This is a genomic window from Ruegeria sp. C6 (genome assembly GCF_056537625.1).
On the sequence record NZ_JBQFRW010000008.1, the window covers coordinates 101,994 to 121,130 of the forward strand.

Consider the following 19,137-nt stretch of genomic DNA (forward strand, 5'->3'; position numbering starts at 1 on the left):
GAGGAGACTATCCCATGGGCAAAACACTGGTTGTCGGCGCGGGCGGCGTGTCCCACGCAGCCGTGCACAAAATGGCGATGAATTCGGACATCTTTACCGAGATAACGCTCGCCAGCCGAACCAAGTCAAAATGCGATGCCATCGCAGCGGCCGTTAAGGACCGCGTCGGTGTGGACATCGCGACTGCCGAGTTGGACGCCTACAAGGTTGAAGACACAGTCAAACTGATCAAAGAAACGGGTGCAGAAATCCTCGTAAACCTGGCCCTGCCGTATCAGGATCTGGTTCTGATGGACGCGTGTCTTGAGGCCGGCATCCACTATCTCGACACCGCGAATTATGAGCCCGAGGACGAGGCCAAGTTCGAATACCACTGGCAATGGGCCTATCAAAAGCGGTTCAAAGAGGCTGGTTTGACTGCCATCCTCGGCTCGGGCTTCGATCCGGGTGTGACCAGCGTCTTCGCCAAATGGCTGAAGAAGCACAAGTTGGATACGATCCGTCAGATCGATGTGCTGGACGCGAATGGCGGCAGCAACGATCAAGAATTCGCCACCAACTTCAACCCGGAAATCAACCTGCGCGAAGTGCTGGCCGAGGTGCGCCATTGGGAAAACGGCGCATGGCAGCACAGCCCGGCGATGACCCACAAGGTCGAGTTCGACTTCCCCGCCATCGGCCCCAAGAACATGTACCTGATGTATCACGAGGAACTGGAGTCGCTCAGCACCCATTTCCCCGAGATTGAGCGCGCCCGCTTCTGGATGACCTTCGGCGACGCCTACATCACCCACGCCAAGGTGCTGGAAAACGTCGGTATGACTCGCATTGACCCGGTGATGCATGACGGCAAGGAAATCATCCCGATTCAGTTCCTGAAAACCCTGCTGCCCGATCCCGGCGATCTGGGCGCGGAGACCAAGGGCAAAGCCTGCATCGGTGACATCGCCACAGGTCAGGCCAAGGACGGCTCGGGCGAAAAGACCTATTATATCTACAACATCTGCGATCACGAGGAATGCTACCGTGAGGTCGGCAGCCAAGCCGTCAGCTACACCACCGGCGTCCCCGCCATGATCGGTGCGGCGCAGGTGCTTAAAGGTAATTGGCGCGAACCGGGCGTGTGGAACATGGAGCAACTCGACCCTGACAACTTCATGGACATGCTGAACGAACATGGTTTGCCGTGGCAGGTCCGCGAACTCGACGGCCCGGTTAACTTCTAAATCCTCGCCCGGCGGCAACGCCGGACAGCGCCCGACCGTCCCCATGGGCGGGCGCTTCGCACCCATCCGCGGTCAGGCACTGCCCTCCGCACTGTCCGGAGATAACCTCTTGTCCGACATGATGACTACACAAGCCGGAGATGCAGGAGCTTTCCGCAGGTTTGATCTAAACCGCATACCTACCCCCTGCTTCGTGGTCGATGAAAAAGCTGTCGAACGAAATCTGAACATCCTTGCCGATATCGGCACCCGCTCCGGCGCTCACATTCTCAGCGCCCTCAAGGCGTTTTCGATGTTCTCGCTGGCCCCGCTTGTACGCCAATACCTCGGCGGCACTTGCGCGTCCGGCATCTATGAGGCGCGGCTGGGGCGCGAGGAATATGGCGGCGAGGTCGCAACCTTCTGCGCCGGATATAAAGACGCGGACATGGACGAAATCCTGTCGCTATCGGACCACATCATCTTCAACTCACCCGCGCAAAAGGACCGCTTTCTGGCAAAAGCCCAAGCCGCCGGCGTACAGGTCGGTCTGCGCATCAATCCGGAACATTCCGAAGGCGAAATCCCCAAATACGACCCTTGCGCGCCCTGCTCGCGTCTGGGCACGCCGGTCAGCCAATTGACCGCCGAGACTATGAGTGGCGTGGACGGGCTGCACATGCACACGCTCTGCGAACAGGGGTTCGAGCCGTTGCTGCGGACTTGGGACGCGGTTGAGCCAAAACTCAAACCGTACCTTGGCCAACTCAAATGGCTGAACTTCGGCGGCGGGCATCATATCACCCGTGATGACTATGACCGCGACGGGCTGGTCGCCTTCATCAAATCCATCCGTGAGACACACGGTATCGACGTCTATCTGGAACCCGGTGAGGCGGTGGCCCTGGATGCGGGCATTCTGGTTGGCGAAATCCTCGACTTGCCGACCAACGGTATGACCCTTGCGATCACCGATATCTCGGCCACCTGCCATATGCCGGACGTCATCGAAGCCCCCTATCGCCCCGCCCTCATGGATGAGGCCGAGGCAGGCCATACCTATCGCCTGGGCGGCCCCTCCTGCCTCGCGGGCGACGTGATCGGTGACTACACATGGGACAAACCACTGGAAATCGGCCAGCGCTTCGCCTTCCTCGATCAGGCGCATTATTCGATGGTCAAAACCAACACCTTCAACGGAGTTCCGCTGCCGACTATAGCGCTGTGGAACAGCGAAACGGACGAACTGAAAATCATCAAACAGTTCGGCTATGACGACTTTAAAGGCCGCCTCTCATGAGTATTTTCCTCGACAGTGAACTGTCCGCATCCGAGCGCACTGAGGACGCGCGGTTCCGTGTGATCCCGGTGCCGCTGGAACGCACTGTATCTTACGGGGCGGGCACCGCCAAAGGCCCGGACGCAATTATCGAAGCCAGTAATGAACTGGAACGCATCACTGGCCACGCCGAGCCCTGCGTCGAGGGGATCTTCACCGAAGAACCCGTTGACTGCGATGCAGCGTTGCCAGAGATAATGGAACGCCTAGCCCAACGCACGGAAGCGGCCGTTCGCGCCGGCAAAATCCCGGTGACGCTAGGTGGCGAGCATTCACTTAGCTACGGCGCAGTGTTGGGTGTTGCCCGCGCTCTAAACCAACCGATTGGTATCGTGCAAATCGACGCCCATGCTGATCTGCGCAACGCTTATCAGGGCGAGAAACATTCTCACGCCTCAGTCATGCATCTTCTTGCCGAAGAAGGTATCCGTCTGGCGCAATTCGGCGTTCGCGCCTTTTCGACCGAAGAGGCCGAAAGCCGCCTGAAAAATCACGTGTTTCATGTAGACGCCGAAGAACTGGTTACCGGCAACATCCACTCGGTTGATCTGCCCAAGGATTTTCCCGAACTGGTGTACGTCAGCTTTGACGTTGATGGGCTGGACCCGGCAATCATGCCCGCCACTGGAACACCCGTCCCAGGCGGGCTGGGATATTATCAAGCCCTGCGCCTGGTGGAACACGCCCTGAAGGGCCGAAAATGTGTGGGTTTCGACGTCGTCGAACTGGCCCCGAACGGCAATGCCGCCTGGGATTTTACCGCCGCCCAGATCGTCTATCGCCTGATGGCCGCCTGTTAAGCCTCGGCGGTCTCATTCAGTTCCATGTGCCCTTCGCCCTTGTTCAGAACGCGGCGTAGCATGGGTTCGAAGAACTCCAGCGATTTGGTCGGATAATCCGGGTCGAACGCCTTCTGATCATATTCATGACAAAAATAGCGGCAGTCCTCCCAATACGGGCTGTCGCGATATTTGTCGCGGGCATTCCGATCACCACCTAGATGATGATTGTAGTAGTAGCCCTGAAACACGCAGTGGTGCTTGAGAATCCAGTGTGTCTTCTCACTGACATAAGGCTTCATCATCGCGGCGGACAGTTCCCCGTGATTATAAGGCGACAAGATATCGCCGGTGTCATGGATCAGGGCAGCCACAACCAACTCTTCATCAGCGCCGTCCTCATACGCTCGTGTCGCGGCCTGTAGGCTGTGCTGATAGCGATTCACCGGATACGGCGTCCATTCTTCGTCCAGTGAACGAATGGCGTCCAGTAGGCGATCCGGCAAAGCAGCGTTGTAGCTCTCTTCATACTCCATGACCGCATCCCAGTCGGCCTTGGTCGCCTCTTCAAAACTGGTCCAGGTGGGTTTGTGGCTCTTGTCCAGCATCGCGCGAATCCTTTGGCTACGTTCGTCAAATCACTTTAAAGCGGCAGATATAGGCAAAAAAATGAATTGATTTTATCAATACGATCAAAAAATACTTTCAATATGCAAACCAAATCTCTGGAAACATTTTTAAGCGTTGCCGAAACCGGCGGGTTTCACTCAGCGGCCCGTAAGTTGAATGTAACCCAAACCGCAGTCAGCGCCCGGATCAGGGCCCTGGAAGACGCAACAGGCAAACCGCTGTTCTCGCGCGGGGCCGGCGGAACGGTATTGACCGAGTACGGTCGCCAATTCAAACCCTATGCTGAACAGATGCTGTCGCTGTGGTCGTTCGCAGCCAACGACCTGCCTGAACAGATTCAAAATCGGTTGGCACTGCGTCTGGGTGCCCAGTTGAGCGTGTGGGATCCGTTACTGGTGGACCTTGCTGTTCGCTTTGAACAACGGTTTGGACAATTGCTTTTAACCCTGAATTACGACCATGATTTGGATATGGTCGACGCCGTTGCGACCCACGTACTTGACGCCGCGCTGACCCATGAAAAACCTGCGGACCGGCGCGTGGTATTCCACGAACTTGCGCCCGAACGGCTGTCTTTGGTTCAAAGCAGGAAGGATGCGAACACCGACGCTGAACGGGTATTTGTCAACATAGAACTGGGCGAGACCTACCGGGATCATGTCCGTTCCACAGCGCGTCTCGCGACAGGGCAAACTATCTTTCTGGGTAATTGCTTGATGGCTTTACGCTATCTCCTACAGCGTGGCGGATATGGGTATTTCCCGGACTATGTCATCACTCAGCATCTGAACTCAGGCGAGCTGTTGCGCGAGAAAGATGCGCGCGACTTAATGCTACCGCTGTATTTGGTGGTCCGTTCGGACAGTCAAGAAGTTGAAAACATCCTGCAGTGCCTGGAGGAACTTCGCCGCTGACTTCAGACCGGTGAAGGCTTTGGTGCTCCGTTTCGAACCCTTTTTCGCAGCAAGGGTCGCCCCGCGGCCAATAAAAACAGAACCGACACAAGCACGCCCATAACGGCGGGAAGATACAGCAAGCCCCAAAGTCTGGGATCATTGATGACGAACGGGGATACGAATCCCCGAACCCCCTCAAGCAGGACCAGAATGGTAAAGGCACCCAGGATCTGAGGCCAAAGCCCAAAGCGCGAAAAGCTACCCAGCATCAGCGTCGAATATCCGACCAATGCGACCGCAATACAAATCGCAATCCACGAGAACCTCTGGTGCAGCTCATCCACCAGATGGCCGATGCTGTGATCATCTTTCACTGAGACCGCTTCGCGATCCCAGATCAACTCGACCGTCGGGATGGCTTCAAGGCTGCGATGGCCCATACTCGAATTCTGGGTCAGTTCGGAAATGTCGTAAGAGGCGTCTTCGAACAACGTGGATGACAGCGTGTTACCAGCCTGATCATACCGCAGCGCAATCCCATCCAGCATAACCAGATGAATGCCCGAAGCCTGATTGACCAGATAGGCCGTAGCACTGGAATAACTGACCGGGTTAATCCCATCGCGACGGTCCGAGACGAAGACTTCGCGCAGCGTTCCGTCCAAATCGATATCGCCGATATAGACGGTTACACCTTCTGCTGGATGCAAGAATTCGCCCTCATTCAACAGCTGTGCGGTGACATCTCCGGCAACTTCATCCTGTCTTAATTCCAGTTGATCAACCGATGCAGGTCGCAAAAAGACGCTGATGACAGCCATCATCAGTCCCGCACTGAGCCCGAACACCAAGACCGCGCGCGCCAGTCGCCACGGGCTGGAGCCTGTTGCCAGCATCACCGTCATCTCGCTTTCGCGGCTCAAACGGTTGGTTGCGTAAACAGCGGCCGCAAACACAGCCATGGGCATGACCGTCCGGATCAGCGTCGGCAAGGTCAACGCCGTGAACTCCAGGAATACCATCGCCGATTGGCCGCCGCTGATGACCCGATCAAAAAGGCTGACTGAACGCGTGATCCAGAACACCCCGACAAGCACAAGGGTGAAAAAGCCAAACAGCACCAGCAATTGCCGCAGGAAATACCCATCAAAACGCGACATGCGACCTCTTGTTTCTTGGCGATTGGCGTTGCGGCGGACTTTAGGTGATTCAACGCGCCGAGGAAACCTCGATTAAGCCTGATCAGCGGCGGGGATCACGATGCGATGATACCAAAGCCAGCGCAGAATGCGCGACGCCGTGTGTGTGGCCAAAACCTCTGACCAGCTCTTGATGATGTTCAAAGTGGTTGTCGGGGCGCCCAGCCGCTCTAGCAACGGTCCCAGCATTGCGCCCTCCAGATTTGCAACTGGCCTTGGAAGATTCGGGTGCCCTATGACAAGGCCGGGTTCGATATGCGAAGCGGTTTGCACGCCGGAAGTGATGAGCTTGGCCTGAGGTGACAGGATGAGGGGCTGATCATCACGCAACGCCTCCGTGTTTGGATCGAACGCTGGAGACTTTACCCAATCCAACGGCTTTGCGCGCTCAGCCCAGAAGTGCGAAGGATCGACAGCATGCTGCCGTGCATAGAAATCGGCTGCGAGCGCTGCATGGGTCTGCACACGCTCGAATTGCCGATCCGCATAAAAAGACAAGGCCAGATCACTATGATCGGGGGTTGTCAGAAGCGTGTTCACCACAGCTGCGGCCTGCACCGCCTGCCCCATCGCCAATTGCACCCCCTGCGACGACAAAGCGTCTACCGCGAAGTTGGCCTCTCCGACCCGCAGAAGGTCGCGCGTTGGTGGTGTTGTCTCGGCCTGGCTGGTCGCATCCGCCCGCCGCACAGGCCCGATACGGCGCTGTTCCAGACAGGGCGCTAGTAGTGTCGAACGGGCCAGAAGATTCAGATAGAGATCGCGTCGATCTGCGGGTGGCAGCCCGATGCAGGCGTCGGGATCGACAAAAACCATTGCGTTGACCACTCCTCCCGGTAACAACGCGCCCCAATACCAATGTCCTTGTCCCGCCTCGACCCGGGCTTGCGGGCCAAAGCCCGGCGGCACGTGCCAATAAGCATAAAGCGCCAACAAAGGTTGGGATGCAGGGAGAAACCTGCGGCCCAGCCCGGCTTGCCGTCCCGCTGCGTCCAGCAGGATTTGTGCCTGGATCCGAAAGGCGCCCGTGTCGGTCCGAACGGGAATCTCCCAACCAGAATGCTGGCGCACCGGGCGGTATGCGCGCGCAGGTTGGACGACCTGCGCCCCTGCCGCTTGTGCTGCACGTAACAGCACCGCATCAAACTGGCCCCGGTCAACCAAAAGTCCGAGGTGATCACCGTCGACGCCGCGACGTTCGAACGCTCCGGCCCAATGCAAAAGCGATCCGCTTGCACGCAGAAAACCGGTTTGGGAAACGGTTTCGTCGACCCCCAACAGTTTCAGGATCGGCCAGATTGATGGCGGCAATGACTCGCCGACATGCTGGCGCGGGAACGTTTGCCGCTCGATCAGGCAGACACGCCGACCTAGCTGAGCCAACCTCAGCGCAGCAGAACTACCTGCCGGGCCGCCTCCGATCACGCAGATTTCGGTCTCAATCTCCATCCGTTCAGGCAGAGGCCACCTTAGCGGACACGCCAAAATAATCCGGACGTGCTTCGGACAAGCGGACATAGGCTTGAAGGCAATAGTGCAGCCAACCTCGAATGTAGTCGCAAGCGGGGCGTCCGCGATGGATGACCTCGTGATGACAGCCGCCGCCGCACAGATACCGCGCCCAGCAAGTGCCGCACGGGGACTGGGTGTGCACGTGACGGTTCGTCAACCAATTTTCTCGCCGAAGATCAGGGCCATCATAGACATCGCCCATGGCTCCGGCTTCGTCTTCAACAAAGCGATGGCAGGCGAACAGGCCGCCATCAGCGGACACGCCGAAATACCCGCCCCCTGCCCCGCAGGCATAGGGCCGATGGGTGCCTCGGTGGATCTCCTGCATCGCCACTGCCATGTTCGAGAATGGGTAGCGCCGCCCTTCGATTACCGCCGCCTCGAAAACTTCGCCGCAACGGATCATCTGCGATAGTATCTCGTCCAAATCACTCCGGTTCAGTTCATGCTGACCGTTGGGCGAGGCCAGCATGGGCGAGAATCCAATCGAATGAAATCCCATTCCCACAAACCGATCCAGCGTCTCTGGCAGGTTCATATTCTGCGGCGTAACCGTTACCCGGGCACCAACCTGCATACGGTGTTGAGCTGCCAGCAAAGGCTCGACCCGTTTCAGGATCGTATCAAAACTACCCCGACCGCCACGATTTGGGCGCAGCTTGTCATGGACCTCGCCCACGCCATCCAGACTGATGGTGACAGCAAATCCATGCGCTTCGAAAAACGCCGCATCCTCGGGGCGTAGCAGGGTCCCGTTGGTTGTGATCGAGAACCCGACGCTCAACCCGTTGGCCTGCGCCTGATCGACGGCATATTCCGTAGTGCGTTGCACCAGATCACGGTTGATCAGAGGTTCTCCACCCAAATAGGCAAGGTTGATCCGCACACCGGGTGCGGCTTCGGCCACCAGCCGATCAACCGAAGCCTTGGCGACTTCCCATTCCATATTCCGCGCGGGTCCGCCAAATTCTCCCCCTGCAGCATAGCAATAAGTGCAAGCCAGATTGCATTTCTGCGCCACTGCCAGCGACAGCGACCTCACGGGCATACTCTGAGGCGGGGTGTCATCGATGAAAGGTGTTCCATCCAATCCCATGGACCTGAGGAAAGCGCTTTGACTTCTCTTGTCCATCGTTGCGAATTGGTCCGCCGTCCCCTCAGGCACATCAAACACGCGCGATCCATCAACGGCCAGCATGTGATCTCCATGCCCTGTGTCAAAGAAATGCACCAGCGCGGCGGGTGGGATCACGCCTTACCCTCCGTCCAGAACGGGATGCCAATCCCCTTGGCGGCCAGTGCTTCGCCCTCGACGCGGAACAGCTTCATATCATCGCGCACCTGCTGGATGTAGGCCTGGGAGTCTTCAAATTTGCCATCCGCTTCAAGCGTATAGGCGTTGGCTAACCCATCCTTGACCTTAGCGTAGAGTTCCAGCGCCATCCTGGCCTCGTCTTCAGTGCCAACCTCAATCTGACGCAAATAGGCAGGCGTGCCTTCTCCCGTATCGTATTTGGCCAAAACGTCCTTCATTTGACTGAAGCGCAGGAAGTGCTCGTCCCCGTCAGTGTCGATCCGTACCGCCAGCGCATAAAGGCGGCGTTCCGGGAACAAATCCTCCTGCTCCAAAGTCGCCACACATTGCGCATAAGCGCGGTCGATAAAGCCTCCGGGGCGCTCGATCTCGATGAAATCCGCAAGCGCTTCGGCCGTCAGTGGCCTCAGTGCGCGCGGCTGCGTCTTACCCTTGCCCGCCGGCAAGGTTTCGGACGGGGTCAAGATGGGTTCATACCCCTCGGGCTCAAGCTCCCAAAGCAACTGGTTCGCCCAGCGCATATGAGTCATCTCGCCAATCGCGACCTCCAGCACCGAACGCCGGGCAAATATCAGATCGTCTTTCAGCGTCGGCCATTTTCGGGTATCCGCCGTTTCGGGATCCGCCAGCGAGAAATAGGCATAAAGATATTGCAGGCTCAGCGTCATCTCCATCGCGGCCAGACGCGTCTTGAGGTCCTCGATCATCGCCTGCGGCGTGTCATAGGGCTCCACACCTGGCATTTCGGGATCAACTTCATAAACCTCGCCCGTTTCGCGGCCTTCAACGACGATAGGCAATTCGCTCCACATCTGATTTACCTGATAATGGTCAATCTGGTAGGGGCGGTTTTGTTCGACCGTATTCAGCGCCGCGACGTTACCGGACGGAGACTTGTCCGAGCGCAGCCAATCCAGATAGGTCTCGGCCTCGATCGGGTTCTTTGACTGACCCGAGGGCAGCTGATCGTCATGCGCCACCTCAGCCATCACTACGTCGGGGTGGTTCGAAGGCCAGTAGTGGCAGCCGCAGTCGCGGAAGTCATGGGACCACGGATTGCACAGGCTTTGCGTCAATTCGCCGGGGTCATAAGCTTCGCTGAAGACCCCCGCCTCGGTCCGGTACTGGCGGCGGAATCCGTGCAGGACGACCTGCTCGGTATCCACGATGCCCTCATGATTGCGCCGTTCCAGAGCAATGCTGACCGGTTTGTCATCACCATGTTCCAGACTGCGGATGAACCGCCAAATCATCAGCCCGTCATAGGGTGTGCCGTCTTCCTCCTTGAAAGTGATGCGCTTACCGCTCTGCTCGACCCATGACAGGAACCAGCGACCTTGGCTGAGCTTTGCGCCGATGTCACCGCTGTAGGCCTCCAACAGCGTCTGCACCCACTCCTCGGGGCTGTTGTCAGGCAGCATCGGGTCGTAGAAATAGTCCACAAAAACCAGATGGAAGCCCTGCGAATTCTTCGGTGCCTCGGGCACGGGGTTCAGCGGCACCCGCGCGGCGTTGAACACCAGACCGGGGAAAAAGCGGCGGTCCAGGTTGCGCACATCCATTTCCAGACCGGGAAAGCAATTCCCCACCGATCCGTCCAGTCGCGTGTTGTCGGGGTTGCCCGGTACCTTATAGGCCGCGCGGGCGGTCAGGTTGCGGGGTTTAACGCGGATTTGGCCGGGCTGATCAGACATTCTGAGCCTCCGTTTCCTGTGCAACCAGATAGTCGATGAACGAGATCACCAGATGGTACTGCCTGCGCGACAGCGACAGCGGGTAATAGTTGGAATCGCGCATATAAGGCGGCATCCGCGCGTCGTGCATCGAGTCGCGGATAATCCGAGGATCGCGAAAATCCGGGTTCGGATTTTGATCAGGGTTCGGGTTTGTCTCAAGCTCGGTCAGGATACCATATGGTGGACGCAGCAGCGTTTTAACGAAATCCGGGCGACGGCGCAGGAAATCCAGCAGGTTGGCCTCGTCAATCAACTGCTCATGCACGAACTTCGTCGCCACTGTATAGGGCAGCCGATCATTCGGCACGGAGTTCGAAAAGACCGAGATCGGTTGCGGGCGGATCAGTTCGTCGATCTTGTCCGGCGGCCTTGCATCCTCCTCCGTCATGGATTTCGCATCGGTTGACGGCAGGCCGGGCGTCGGGGAAATCCCGGTTTTCGCCTGTAATTTGGCATTGTCCTTCAAACCTTGCGCGCGGATATCGTCGAGGTTGATCAGGCTGTTAGTCTCGAAGGCGCGGCGGAAAATATCAACCACCTCATCCTTAGCTTGCGTGTAGTTTTCTTCAGTTACCGAGATTAGCGACAGATCACGATCGGCCAGATCATCCTCAAGGCTGTAGAACGGCCGCGCATCAGGTGCAAAATCGGGTGGTCCGGTCATGATCGTGGCGCGCGCGGTCAGGCGTTCGCCACGTACAGCCAGCGTCGCCTCGATCACGCCATCGCTGGTGTCATCGGCCACTCCCCAGGATTGGTCATTGCCCACACGGGCACCGTCGTAACTATCGTGCGGCTCAGGGTCGTCCGAGGTGCCGGACATCATGATCCATTTCGACCAAGGGGTGTCGGGGTTCAGGATGCGGTTCTGTTCGGGCACGATTTCGTGGATGCGACCATATTCCGATTTCGGCGGGTCGTTCTGATAGCCCGGTACGGCCAGCGTGGCCGGACCGTATGCAGCATCAGGCGGGCCATAAACCTCACCTTTCGGAGGCATAAAGCGCAGGCGCAGGATGCTGCGGTCGATGAACTCCCCTTCGACCGGTTCATCATGACCCTGCACAGGATGCATCACACGGATTGAGCCTAGCGGGATCGGGTTATGCTCATAGACCATCGGCTGTTGTTCGGACGTATACGGGCTGAAGGCCAGCAGGGGTTTCGGGGTGAAATCCTGACCCGCAATCTCGACCCGTGCACGAAACCCGCAAGCCGCGTCGCCAGTCCGGCGCTCGGCCTTGGTGTTCCCGACGGTGACCGAATAGCGCACGTTTTGCAGCGACAGGCCCTGATCGTCGAGCAGATCGAGCGTCACCGGTGTCTCATATTCCTCGCCCGTCTCGGCATCATGCATCCGCGCCCACAGCTCAAAGAACGGGGCAACCGGGCGCAACGCGCCGCCTTCGTCGCGAAAGCGGATTGTGTCGGGATCGGGAAGATAGGCAGTGACACTGCCATCTTCAATCTCGCGAAAGGTTATGTTCGACCGGATGACCGTTTTGTTGTTGCCATGGGCATCCATGTCCTGCTGCCACTCATAGCTTTCCAGCGGTGTCTCACCCGGTCCAAGACGGGCAACCGCCATGGGTGGCAGAAAGAAAATCTCTTGGATCGTGTCCATACTGGGCCCTCCCCCGTTTGGCCTTGGCAGCCCCCGCTTTCAGGGGTTCGAATAGCTCTCGTATGTGATCGTTGGGTCGTCGAATATCGACTTGGACGTATCTCGGATGATGTCTGGCGGAGCGTCATCCGGCACAGGCGAAATGCTCTGCTGATAATGGAAGAAATTATGCGGGTCGAATTTCTGCTTCACGAACAGCAAAGAGTTGAAATACTCGCCCCAATATTGCCAGCGATAGTTCTTCTGAGTCCGCCGCGGATAGTTCTGATAGACGCGGTCAATGAAATAGCCTTCTTCGGTCATCAGTTCCATGAATCCGTCGAGCCACGGCACCACGATTTCTTTTTCTTCTTCCGACACCCAGAACACATCGACGTAGAAGTTCAGCGACACATCACGGTGAATGAAGGCATTGCCTTGTTTGCCCAACGGCATCCGATTGATCGCCCCCCCATAGGGTTCGATGGCCACAGCGCCATAAGCGTTGGGCGTGCTGTCGAGGTAGTCTACGACGCGCTGCCATTCGGCTTCGTTGAGCTGGCGTTCAATATATCCGGCCTGCTTATCTTCACGCGCCTGATCGGGGACGACGGGGATGTCATATTTGTCGTCATACAGCCATGAGTTGATTTCTTGATAGGTGCCATAGTTCTGGTCGTCCTCCCCCATCTCGCCGCCGATTTCATCGCTCAGCAGGGGCTGAACAAACGCGTTCCCCTCTTCGGACGTGCCATCATAGAGCGCCGACACCAGCAGCACTTTTCGATCTCCCTGATAGGCCAGAAAGATATAGGCCCCGAAACGGTCATCTTCGCAGGTGCGCATGTAGTTGGCCTGCAGGTACTCCAGTGCCTTGGCGGCTTTGTCCAGCGGCCATGTGATGTGGCAACCCCAGACTTCATATAGCTGGTGCAGCTGGTAGCGGATTTCCAGCAACACACCAAAGTTGTTGCCGGTCCCGCCTCGTATGGCCCAGAAGAGGTCGGAGTTCGTATCTTTGTCCGCGATCACGATACTGCCGTCCCACAGCATGACCGTGACGCCCAGAACGTTGTCGCAGGCCATCCCAAGCCGGCGCGAGGTAAAGCCATAGCCGCCGCCCATCATGAAACCCGCCACGCAGACATCCTGACAGGCCCCGCCCGGCACGTGCAGGTGATAAGAGTTCAACTCCGAATTCAGCATCTTGAACGGTGTGCCCGGACCGACATAGGCCAACGGCACCTTTGGATCGACGGTCACGTAACGCATTCGGCTGGTATCCAGCACCATCTGGTTATTGACCGAATACCCCGCCGTGCTGTGACGCCCTGACCGCGCAACAACCCACAGGTCATGCTCGCGCGCGAAAGCAAGGCTGGCGCGTACATCCTGGATGGTCTCGCAATAGACGATGATCTCTGGGTAGTCCTGGAAAGCCGGATTCCAAACCTGCCGGTCATTGTTGTAATCCGCGTCGGTCGGCAGAGTGACCGTTCCGATCAGTTTCTTCTCAAATTCACGTATCTGATCGGGCGTGATCGAATGGTACTGCTGCAGCGCCAGATCGGTACGGCTTTGCGCCAAGACATCCTTGGCCAGAAGTGTTTTGCTGATCTTACGCATTAGGTCTCCTCATACCACAAGAGCGGGGCGCCGGACTGGTGACCCAGCGCTTAAAAGTCGAAATTCAGGTATCATCCCAACTCTGCCCGCGCCCAAGCTGGCAGCAAGTTGGCCTTCGGGTCAAGTAATCGTTTCCATCAACGCTCGTGCGTCTTTGAGGTCCGGCAGTTGGGCATCTTGATGGAAATGCGACATGACCGAATTCAACGCCTCACCAACCGGTTCGCCTCGGTGTTGCCGCCACTCCGCCAACGCGACCGCCGCACGAAGCTCGTAAAGCCGCGCGCCTTGCCTTTGCGCAGTTTCGATAGCGCGCAATAGCAGCGGTACTGGATCGCCCCCGGTCTTGGCTACAAGGGCGGCCTCAATACGCAGTTGATCGGACTCGGCCCATTTCTCTTCGGTTTCGCTCAGAACATCTCTGGCGTGCGTCAGAGTCTGATGCGCAGCGTCGTGATGGCCGGCGTTTGTCTGAATCTCGGCAATCAGCGAAGGGAAGAAAGTCTTGTAATTTCCGGCCCCAACCGACCACCAGTCTTCCGACGCCTGACGCAGGTCCTCGATATGTTCGACTTCAGAGGTCGTGGTCGCCTTTGCCCAGCTTTCCCATAGCCGCGCAATGGTCGCCATAAAGGGTAGCGAATGCTCCTCGGCGACTTCGGACAGCGCCTTAACATCCCTTTGCAATGCAGGGATGTCGCGCGCCAGCAGGTGAACCTTGCACATGTAAACCAAGATCTGCGCCACACTATGCGCATGCTTGAGGTTCTTGGACCATTCCAGCGCTGTATTCTGCACCTGCAGGGCATCTTGATGCCGACCCATCAGGCAATAACATGTGCCCAGAAATGCTGATGTAATCGCGGCATGATCCGTTCCATAGACATAGGCTAGCTGGCTGTGCTGATCAAAATCATAAAGCGCCCAAGCTTGCTCAAGATGGCGCTTTGCATCTGACAGGTTGCCCAGATGCAATTGCACCGCCCCCATGGCGCGATGACCGACCATGCGGTGTTCGGTCTTGCCGCTTGTCGCCGCCAGATCGAGGATCTGCGCAGCCACGCCTTTCGCCAATTGATATTCAGCACGCACAAGATGGAATGCATATAGCCCGTTGAGCACAGGAAACAGCCGCTCGGTCTCGTCAGCTCGGTGACATAGTTCGCGCAGACGCCCATAGGCCTCACCCGTCGCATCCCCTGAAATACCGCTTGTTGAGCGCAGGACACCGGCACGTAGAATCTGGATGTCGATCTCTTGCAAATCCCGTGCACGGCTCTTTGGCAGATCGGCAAGCTGATCCAGAGCTTTCGACAGATGGGTCAACGCCTCGGCCTGGGCCGAGCGTTCGATCGCTCGACGCCCCGCGCTTTGCCAGTGCATCACGGCCTCATCCGCGCGTTGGGCCAACGTGTAGTGCTGTGCCAGAACCTCGGGCTGAGTCTGGGCCAGTTGCGGCTGGTTCTCCAGCAACGCACCCGCCGCGCGGTCATGCAGCGACTGCCGTTCCGTGCGCAGCAGGCTGTCATAAGCCATGTCGCGAATCAATGCGTGGCGGAAGATGAACTCATCCTCTGCCGCATCCGGGGCTTGAAGAATGATCCCGGCCGATGAGAGCTGTTCCAGTCCGGCCTGCAGAACCGTCGGAGACAGAAACGAAACAGAGGCCAGCAACGCGATCGAGAACTGCCGCCCGAACACGGCGCCGGTTTGCGCCACTTCTTTGGCCTTGCCCAAACGGTCCAAACGCTCCATCAGCGAATCCTGCAACGTGCTGGGAACTGAAAGCGATGGCAGGGGGCCGCGTACGACATACCCCTTGTCGCTCAAGCGCAATTGCCCCGATTCTAAAAGGCCGCGGGTCACTTCCTGGACATAAAGCGGAATGCCATCCGTCTTGGCCGCAATAAGGTCGCAAACCTCGGGTGGTACTGGGTGCCCCCCCGCCACCTCAGCTACGATCTCAGCCACATCCCGATTGGTCAAACGCTTGAGAGGTATACGCAGGGTATTGTTGTGGTGACCCCAACCCGGATCGAAACCGGTACGTGCTGTTACGACGATCAGCACCGGTAGGTCCCGAATATGTTCGATCACCCGATCTGTAAGAGACAAGGTGGTCGGATCAACCCAATGCGCATCTTCGAACAACAGCAACACCGGTCGTTCTCGCGCTAACGTTGCAAGCTGTTCTGTCACTGCCTCCAACGTCTTCTCAAGCTTCACTTGCGGCGGCAGGTCGAGAGGCCCCAGCGTAGCATCAGCATCAACGCTCAACAAATCAGCGATCAGGCGCACATGCTCAGGCGGGTGATGGCGCAAGAGGTACGAGAGTTTTCCCAGTTTATCCCCATCGTTGTCTGTCGGCGCAAATCCTGCGGCGCGTTCCAGATGCTGAATGATCGGATAAAGTGCCGAGTTGGCATGAAAGGGCGAACACTGGAAGTTCAGGCGAAGCGCGCCTTGATCCAGCACTTCTTGGCTAAGCCCCTCAATCAGGCGTGATTTGCCGATCCCTGCCTCGCCAGTGACAAGAACCGATTGTCCAGCGCCCTGACTTGCCTCATTCCATTTGTCGGTCAGCTTGCGGAACTCTGCCTGGCGCCCAATGAGCCGACCAGAACCGGCATCAGGCATTATGTCAAATCTGCGCTCGATCCGCGCCTGCCCTGTGACGCTCCAGGCTTGTATCGGTTCCGAAAACCCTTTCAGTGCGAAAGACCCGCGATCCTGCAGTTCAAATGCATTGCCCACCAATCTGCGAGTGGACGGGCTGATGATCAGTGTATTGGGCTCGGCCAAACTCTGCAAACGTGCTGCCAGATTGGGTGTACGCCCCATGACCACGTCATGTTCCTTCAACCCTTCGCCATGGATCTCGCCCACAACGACAAGACCGGTCGAAACACCGACCCGCGCAGTCAGACGTTCCTGGCCTTCCATGCGATTCAATCCTTCAAGAATATCCAGACCCGCATGAACGGCGCGCGAGGCCGCATCTTCCACCGCGTGAGGATACCCGAAATAGATCATCGCCCCGTCACCCATGAAATCGGCGATATGTCCACCAAAGCGAGCAACCGAGGTCGAGCAAATTTCCTTGAACCGCCGAAGCAGCTCCCCCAAGTCTTCGGGATCAAGCCGCTCGGACATGGCAGTCGAGCCAACCAGATCAACAAACATAACTGTCAGTTGCCTCCGCTCGGCGACAATCTTCCCGCTGCCTTGCACCGGTGTCGGATTGGCATCCCGCGCCTGCCCCAATGCGGCCATCAATCGGCGCCTTGGTCCAAGTGGCAGCCCAAGGTCGATCAAATCATGTTCGGAGAGATGTGCGAGATCGGCCAATGTAACTTCGTTCGACGCGAATACCGGCGCATACTTCGACAGCCCGTGTTCTTCAAGGAATGCGTCGATCTCTGTCATTATCCCCGTTGTCCCCGATCGTCTCCGGGTTCCCCTACCCGGTCAGGCTTGCATATTGTGACACAAAAGCCGAACGACTTTAGCACATTAGCTGGACAGTCCTGATGGCTTTTCCTTCAGCCTTGATCAAGCTTTTTCTTTATTGCCGCACACGTCAAGTGAATTGCGCCACACGTATGCACCAAGCCCACGCCTCTGTTGCAGGAATTTCGCTTGTCCGGTGGGGAATGGCAGGGGCAGCAGGGTTCGAACCCGCGACCTACGGTTTTGGAGACCGTCGCTCTACCAACTGAGCTATACCCCTAGGCTGGGCCATCAGATATGACAGAGGCGCAGCGGACTCAAGAGGCTTTTTGAGTTTTCCGAACACTTTACCGCTGACAAAAAAGTTGCGCCCGGCGCGCAGTTCTTTAAGACAAGGCTCGGCCAGCAGGAGGACCGCAGCCTTGAGCATCCGCAAGAAAATCGCAGACAGCGAAGCCGTGCTGAACTGGGTCGCGCGACGGATCGCAAGCTATATCCGATTGGTGCATCGCAACACACGCTGGCAGCGCATCGGTTACGAAGAACTGGATCAACTGGCCGAACAGGGCGAACCGGTCATCGTGGTGCTGTGGCACCAGAGACTGGCACAATCGCCATATTTCTTCCCACTGGACAAGGGCCGCATCTGCTCGATCACTTCGGCAGCGCGCGCGGGCAGCATGGTGGGGCGAGTGCAGAAGCTGTTCGGGATGGATACAATTGCAATGTCCAGCCGCAAGCGCCACGTCGCCTTGTCGCGGGAAGTGCTGGGTAAGATGAAACAGGGTATCTCGATCGGCATTGCCGCCGACGGCCCTCGCGGACCCGAGCGGGTATCCTCGACTGTACCTCTGGTCTGGGCTCGCACATCAGGTAAACGAGTTTTCGGCATCACCTATTCCGCGCGGCACGGGCGCGAAGCCGGAACTTGGGATCGTCTGCTGATGCCTCGCCCTTGGCGCAACGACGGCGTGTTTCTGTGCCGCGAATGGACCGATCCAGTTCCACGCAAGGCCAGCGAAGAGCAGATTGAGGCCCTTCGTCTGAGCCTTGAGCAGCATATGAACGACATCACCGCTGAGGCCGACCGGATGGTCGGGCGTGAGCCATGGGCAAAGAGCATGTGAACCCAGAAACCGGCTTGAAACGACTATTGCGCCGTTAGGCCGCGTCTGCGCTGGTTTTGACCGAGGTCGCTCCTCTCGCCATGCTGTCCGACATTTCAGCAAGCTTGATATCAAATCGCTTGCGCTCTCGGCAAAAGTCGCTGATTTTGCACTCAACTTCCTGTTCGTCATCACCGAGAACAGCGGCTCTCATATCGTCCAAATCCTTGCTGTGAAGGATTTGCGTTCCATAGTTCAGAAATTCAAAACCAAACATCTTAGTCTCCCCTGATCGCCGGGACGCGCTTGATTTGCGCGTCACCCTTGCTGTTGCAATAGAGAGCTGGGAGTTCAGTCTTCGTTTGGAGTGGACGGTAGATTAAGAATGCGAGATCGACAGCTGTTTTGTTCAATGAACTCAGCTTGCCCGAGATTATTCGACGAATAATCTCAATGCGCCGAGAAGATTGGATGAGAAAAGGCCGCCCCATGTGGAGCGGCCTTCTTTAGTTCACCGATTTGTCGGGCCAAAGCCCGACTACTGTGATTACTCGATGATTTTCGAGACGACGCCGGCGCCGACGGTGCGGCCGCCTTCGCGGATGGCGAAACGCAGGCCGTCTTCCATCGCGATGGGCGCGATCAGCTCAACGGTGAAGCCGACGTTGTCGCCGGGCATAACCATCTCGGTGCCAGCCGCCAGGGTCACGGTGCCGGTCACGTCAGTTGTACGGAAGTAGA

15 protein-coding genes and 1 tRNA gene are annotated in these 19,137 nt (G+C 57.6%); 5 read left to right on the plus strand and 11 right to left on the minus strand.

All coding sequences use genetic code 11. The features are described 5' to 3' along the window. The first annotated feature begins 14 nt into the window (after positions 1–14). The 3 genes from ACR0MJ_RS19195 to speB all read left to right on the plus strand — a co-directional run bounded on the left by ACR0MJ_RS19195 (position 15) and on the right by speB (position 3,344). The gene (locus ACR0MJ_RS19195; protein ID WP_480762209.1) at positions 15–1,226 is read left to right on the plus strand and encodes a saccharopine dehydrogenase family protein; all 1,212 of its coding nucleotides are present in this window, start codon (positions 15–17) and stop codon (positions 1,224–1,226) included. Positions 1,227–1,335: 109 nt separating this feature from the next. Further along, entirely contained in the window at positions 1,336–2,505 is a 1,170-nt protein-coding gene (gene nspC, locus ACR0MJ_RS19200) for a carboxynorspermidine decarboxylase (protein ID WP_170402899.1), read from the plus strand. Then, complete coding sequence (speB, locus tag ACR0MJ_RS19205) at positions 2,502–3,344, plus strand: agmatinase (RefSeq protein WP_170402203.1); 843 nt, start codon at positions 2,502–2,504, stop codon at positions 3,342–3,344. The genes nspC and speB overlap by 4 nt, the downstream gene beginning before the upstream one ends. On the opposite strand, the gene ACR0MJ_RS19210 is transcribed toward speB, so the two are convergent. Then, positions 3,341–3,931, minus strand: a complete 591-nt coding sequence (locus tag ACR0MJ_RS19210; RefSeq protein WP_480762210.1) for an HD domain-containing protein — start codon at positions 3,929–3,931, stop codon at positions 3,341–3,343. The two genes, speB and ACR0MJ_RS19210, sit on opposite strands and share 4 nt — an antisense overlap. A gap of 102 nt (positions 3,932–4,033) precedes the next feature. On the opposite strand from ACR0MJ_RS19210, the gene ACR0MJ_RS19215 reads away from it, so the two are divergent. Then, positions 4,034–4,867: a LysR family transcriptional regulator gene (locus ACR0MJ_RS19215; protein WP_170402209.1), complete on the plus strand. Its 834-nt coding sequence runs from the start codon at positions 4,034–4,036 to the stop codon at positions 4,865–4,867. A 2-nt stretch (positions 4,868–4,869) separates the two neighbouring features. Here ACR0MJ_RS19215 and lptF read toward each other — a convergent pair whose 3' ends face one another. The 8 genes from lptF to ACR0MJ_RS19255 all read right to left on the minus strand — a co-directional run bounded on the left by lptF (position 4,870) and on the right by ACR0MJ_RS19255 (position 17,570). Then, positions 4,870–6,009: an LPS export ABC transporter permease LptF gene (gene lptF, locus ACR0MJ_RS19220; RefSeq protein ID WP_170392575.1), complete on the minus strand. Its 1,140-nt coding sequence runs from the start codon at positions 6,007–6,009 to the stop codon at positions 4,870–4,872. Positions 6,010–6,081: 72 nt separating this feature from the next. Continuing rightward, positions 6,082–7,497, minus strand: a complete 1,416-nt coding sequence (gene qhpG / locus ACR0MJ_RS19225) for a flavin-dependent monooxygenase QhpG (RefSeq protein WP_480762211.1) — start codon at positions 7,495–7,497, stop codon at positions 6,082–6,084. A 4-nt stretch (positions 7,498–7,501) separates the two neighbouring features. Continuing rightward, positions 7,502–8,812: a radical SAM protein gene (locus tag ACR0MJ_RS19230; protein WP_480762212.1), complete on the minus strand. Its 1,311-nt coding sequence runs from the start codon at positions 8,810–8,812 to the stop codon at positions 7,502–7,504. Next, on the minus strand, positions 8,809–10,569 hold the full coding sequence (locus tag ACR0MJ_RS19235) for a ferritin-like domain-containing protein (protein WP_170661629.1): 1,761 nt from the start codon (positions 10,567–10,569) through the stop codon (positions 8,809–8,811). The genes ACR0MJ_RS19230 and ACR0MJ_RS19235 overlap by 4 nt, the downstream gene beginning before the upstream one ends. Beyond that, entirely contained in the window at positions 10,562–12,235 is a 1,674-nt protein-coding gene (locus tag ACR0MJ_RS19240) for a hypothetical protein (protein ID WP_170512875.1), read from the minus strand. The genes ACR0MJ_RS19235 and ACR0MJ_RS19240 overlap by 8 nt, the downstream gene beginning before the upstream one ends. A gap of 39 nt (positions 12,236–12,274) precedes the next feature. Further along, the gene (locus tag ACR0MJ_RS19245; RefSeq protein ID WP_480762213.1) at positions 12,275–13,840 is read right to left on the minus strand and encodes an FAD-binding oxidoreductase; all 1,566 of its coding nucleotides are present in this window, start codon (positions 13,838–13,840) and stop codon (positions 12,275–12,277) included. 120 nt (positions 13,841–13,960) lie between these two features. Continuing rightward, positions 13,961–17,266 (minus strand): adenylate/guanylate cyclase domain-containing protein, encoded by a 3,306-nt coding sequence (locus ACR0MJ_RS19250; RefSeq protein WP_480762214.1) that lies wholly within the window; start codon positions 17,264–17,266, stop codon positions 13,961–13,963. Between the two features lie 228 nt (positions 17,267–17,494). After that, positions 17,495–17,570, minus strand: a tRNA-Trp gene (locus tag ACR0MJ_RS19255). A 142-nt stretch (positions 17,571–17,712) separates the two neighbouring features. On the opposite strand from ACR0MJ_RS19255, the gene ACR0MJ_RS19260 reads away from it, so the two are divergent. Beyond that, positions 17,713–18,417: a DUF374 domain-containing protein gene (locus tag ACR0MJ_RS19260; RefSeq protein ID WP_170402235.1), complete on the plus strand. Its 705-nt coding sequence runs from the start codon at positions 17,713–17,715 to the stop codon at positions 18,415–18,417. Positions 18,418–18,451: 34 nt separating this feature from the next. Here the strand turns inward: ACR0MJ_RS19260 and ACR0MJ_RS19265 are convergent, their stop codons facing one another. Beyond that, entirely contained in the window at positions 18,452–18,673 is a 222-nt protein-coding gene (locus ACR0MJ_RS19265) for a hypothetical protein (RefSeq protein ID WP_170420395.1), read from the minus strand. Positions 18,674–18,943: 270 nt separating this feature from the next. Further along, a partial coding sequence (locus ACR0MJ_RS19270) for an EF-Tu C-terminal domain-related protein (protein WP_480762215.1) occupies positions 18,944–19,137 on the minus strand: 194 nt, incomplete at its 5' end.

Bases quoted from the DNA above. Each gene is read 5' to 3' on its own strand.
- lptF (WP_170392575.1), bottom strand. From the start codon at position 6,009: ATGTCGCGTTTTGATGGGTATTTCCTGCGGCAATTGCTGGTGCTGTTT.
- ACR0MJ_RS19195 (WP_480762209.1), top strand. From the start codon at position 15: ATGGGCAAAACACTGGTTGTCGGCGCGGGCGGCGTGTCCCACGCAGCC.
- qhpG (WP_480762211.1), bottom strand. From the start codon at position 7,497: ATGGAGATTGAGACCGAAATCTGCGTGATCGGAGGCGGCCCGGCAGGT.
- ACR0MJ_RS19210 (WP_480762210.1), bottom strand. From the start codon at position 3,931: ATGCTGGACAAGAGCCACAAACCCACCTGGACCAGTTTTGAAGAGGCG.
- ACR0MJ_RS19245 (WP_480762213.1), bottom strand. From the start codon at position 13,840: ATGCGTAAGATCAGCAAAACACTTCTGGCCAAGGATGTCTTGGCGCAA.
- ACR0MJ_RS19265 (WP_170420395.1), bottom strand. From the start codon at position 18,673: ATGTTTGGTTTTGAATTTCTGAACTATGGAACGCAAATCCTTCACAGC.
- speB (WP_170402203.1), top strand. From the start codon at position 2,502: ATGAGTATTTTCCTCGACAGTGAACTGTCCGCATCCGAGCGCACTGAG.
- ACR0MJ_RS19240 (WP_170512875.1), bottom strand. From the start codon at position 12,235: ATGGACACGATCCAAGAGATTTTCTTTCTGCCACCCATGGCGGTTGCC.
- ACR0MJ_RS19215 (WP_170402209.1), top strand. From the start codon at position 4,034: ATGCAAACCAAATCTCTGGAAACATTTTTAAGCGTTGCCGAAACCGGC.
- ACR0MJ_RS19250 (WP_480762214.1), bottom strand. From the start codon at position 17,266: ATGACAGAGATCGACGCATTCCTTGAAGAACACGGGCTGTCGAAGTAT.
- ACR0MJ_RS19235 (WP_170661629.1), bottom strand. From the start codon at position 10,569: ATGTCTGATCAGCCCGGCCAAATCCGCGTTAAACCCCGCAACCTGACC.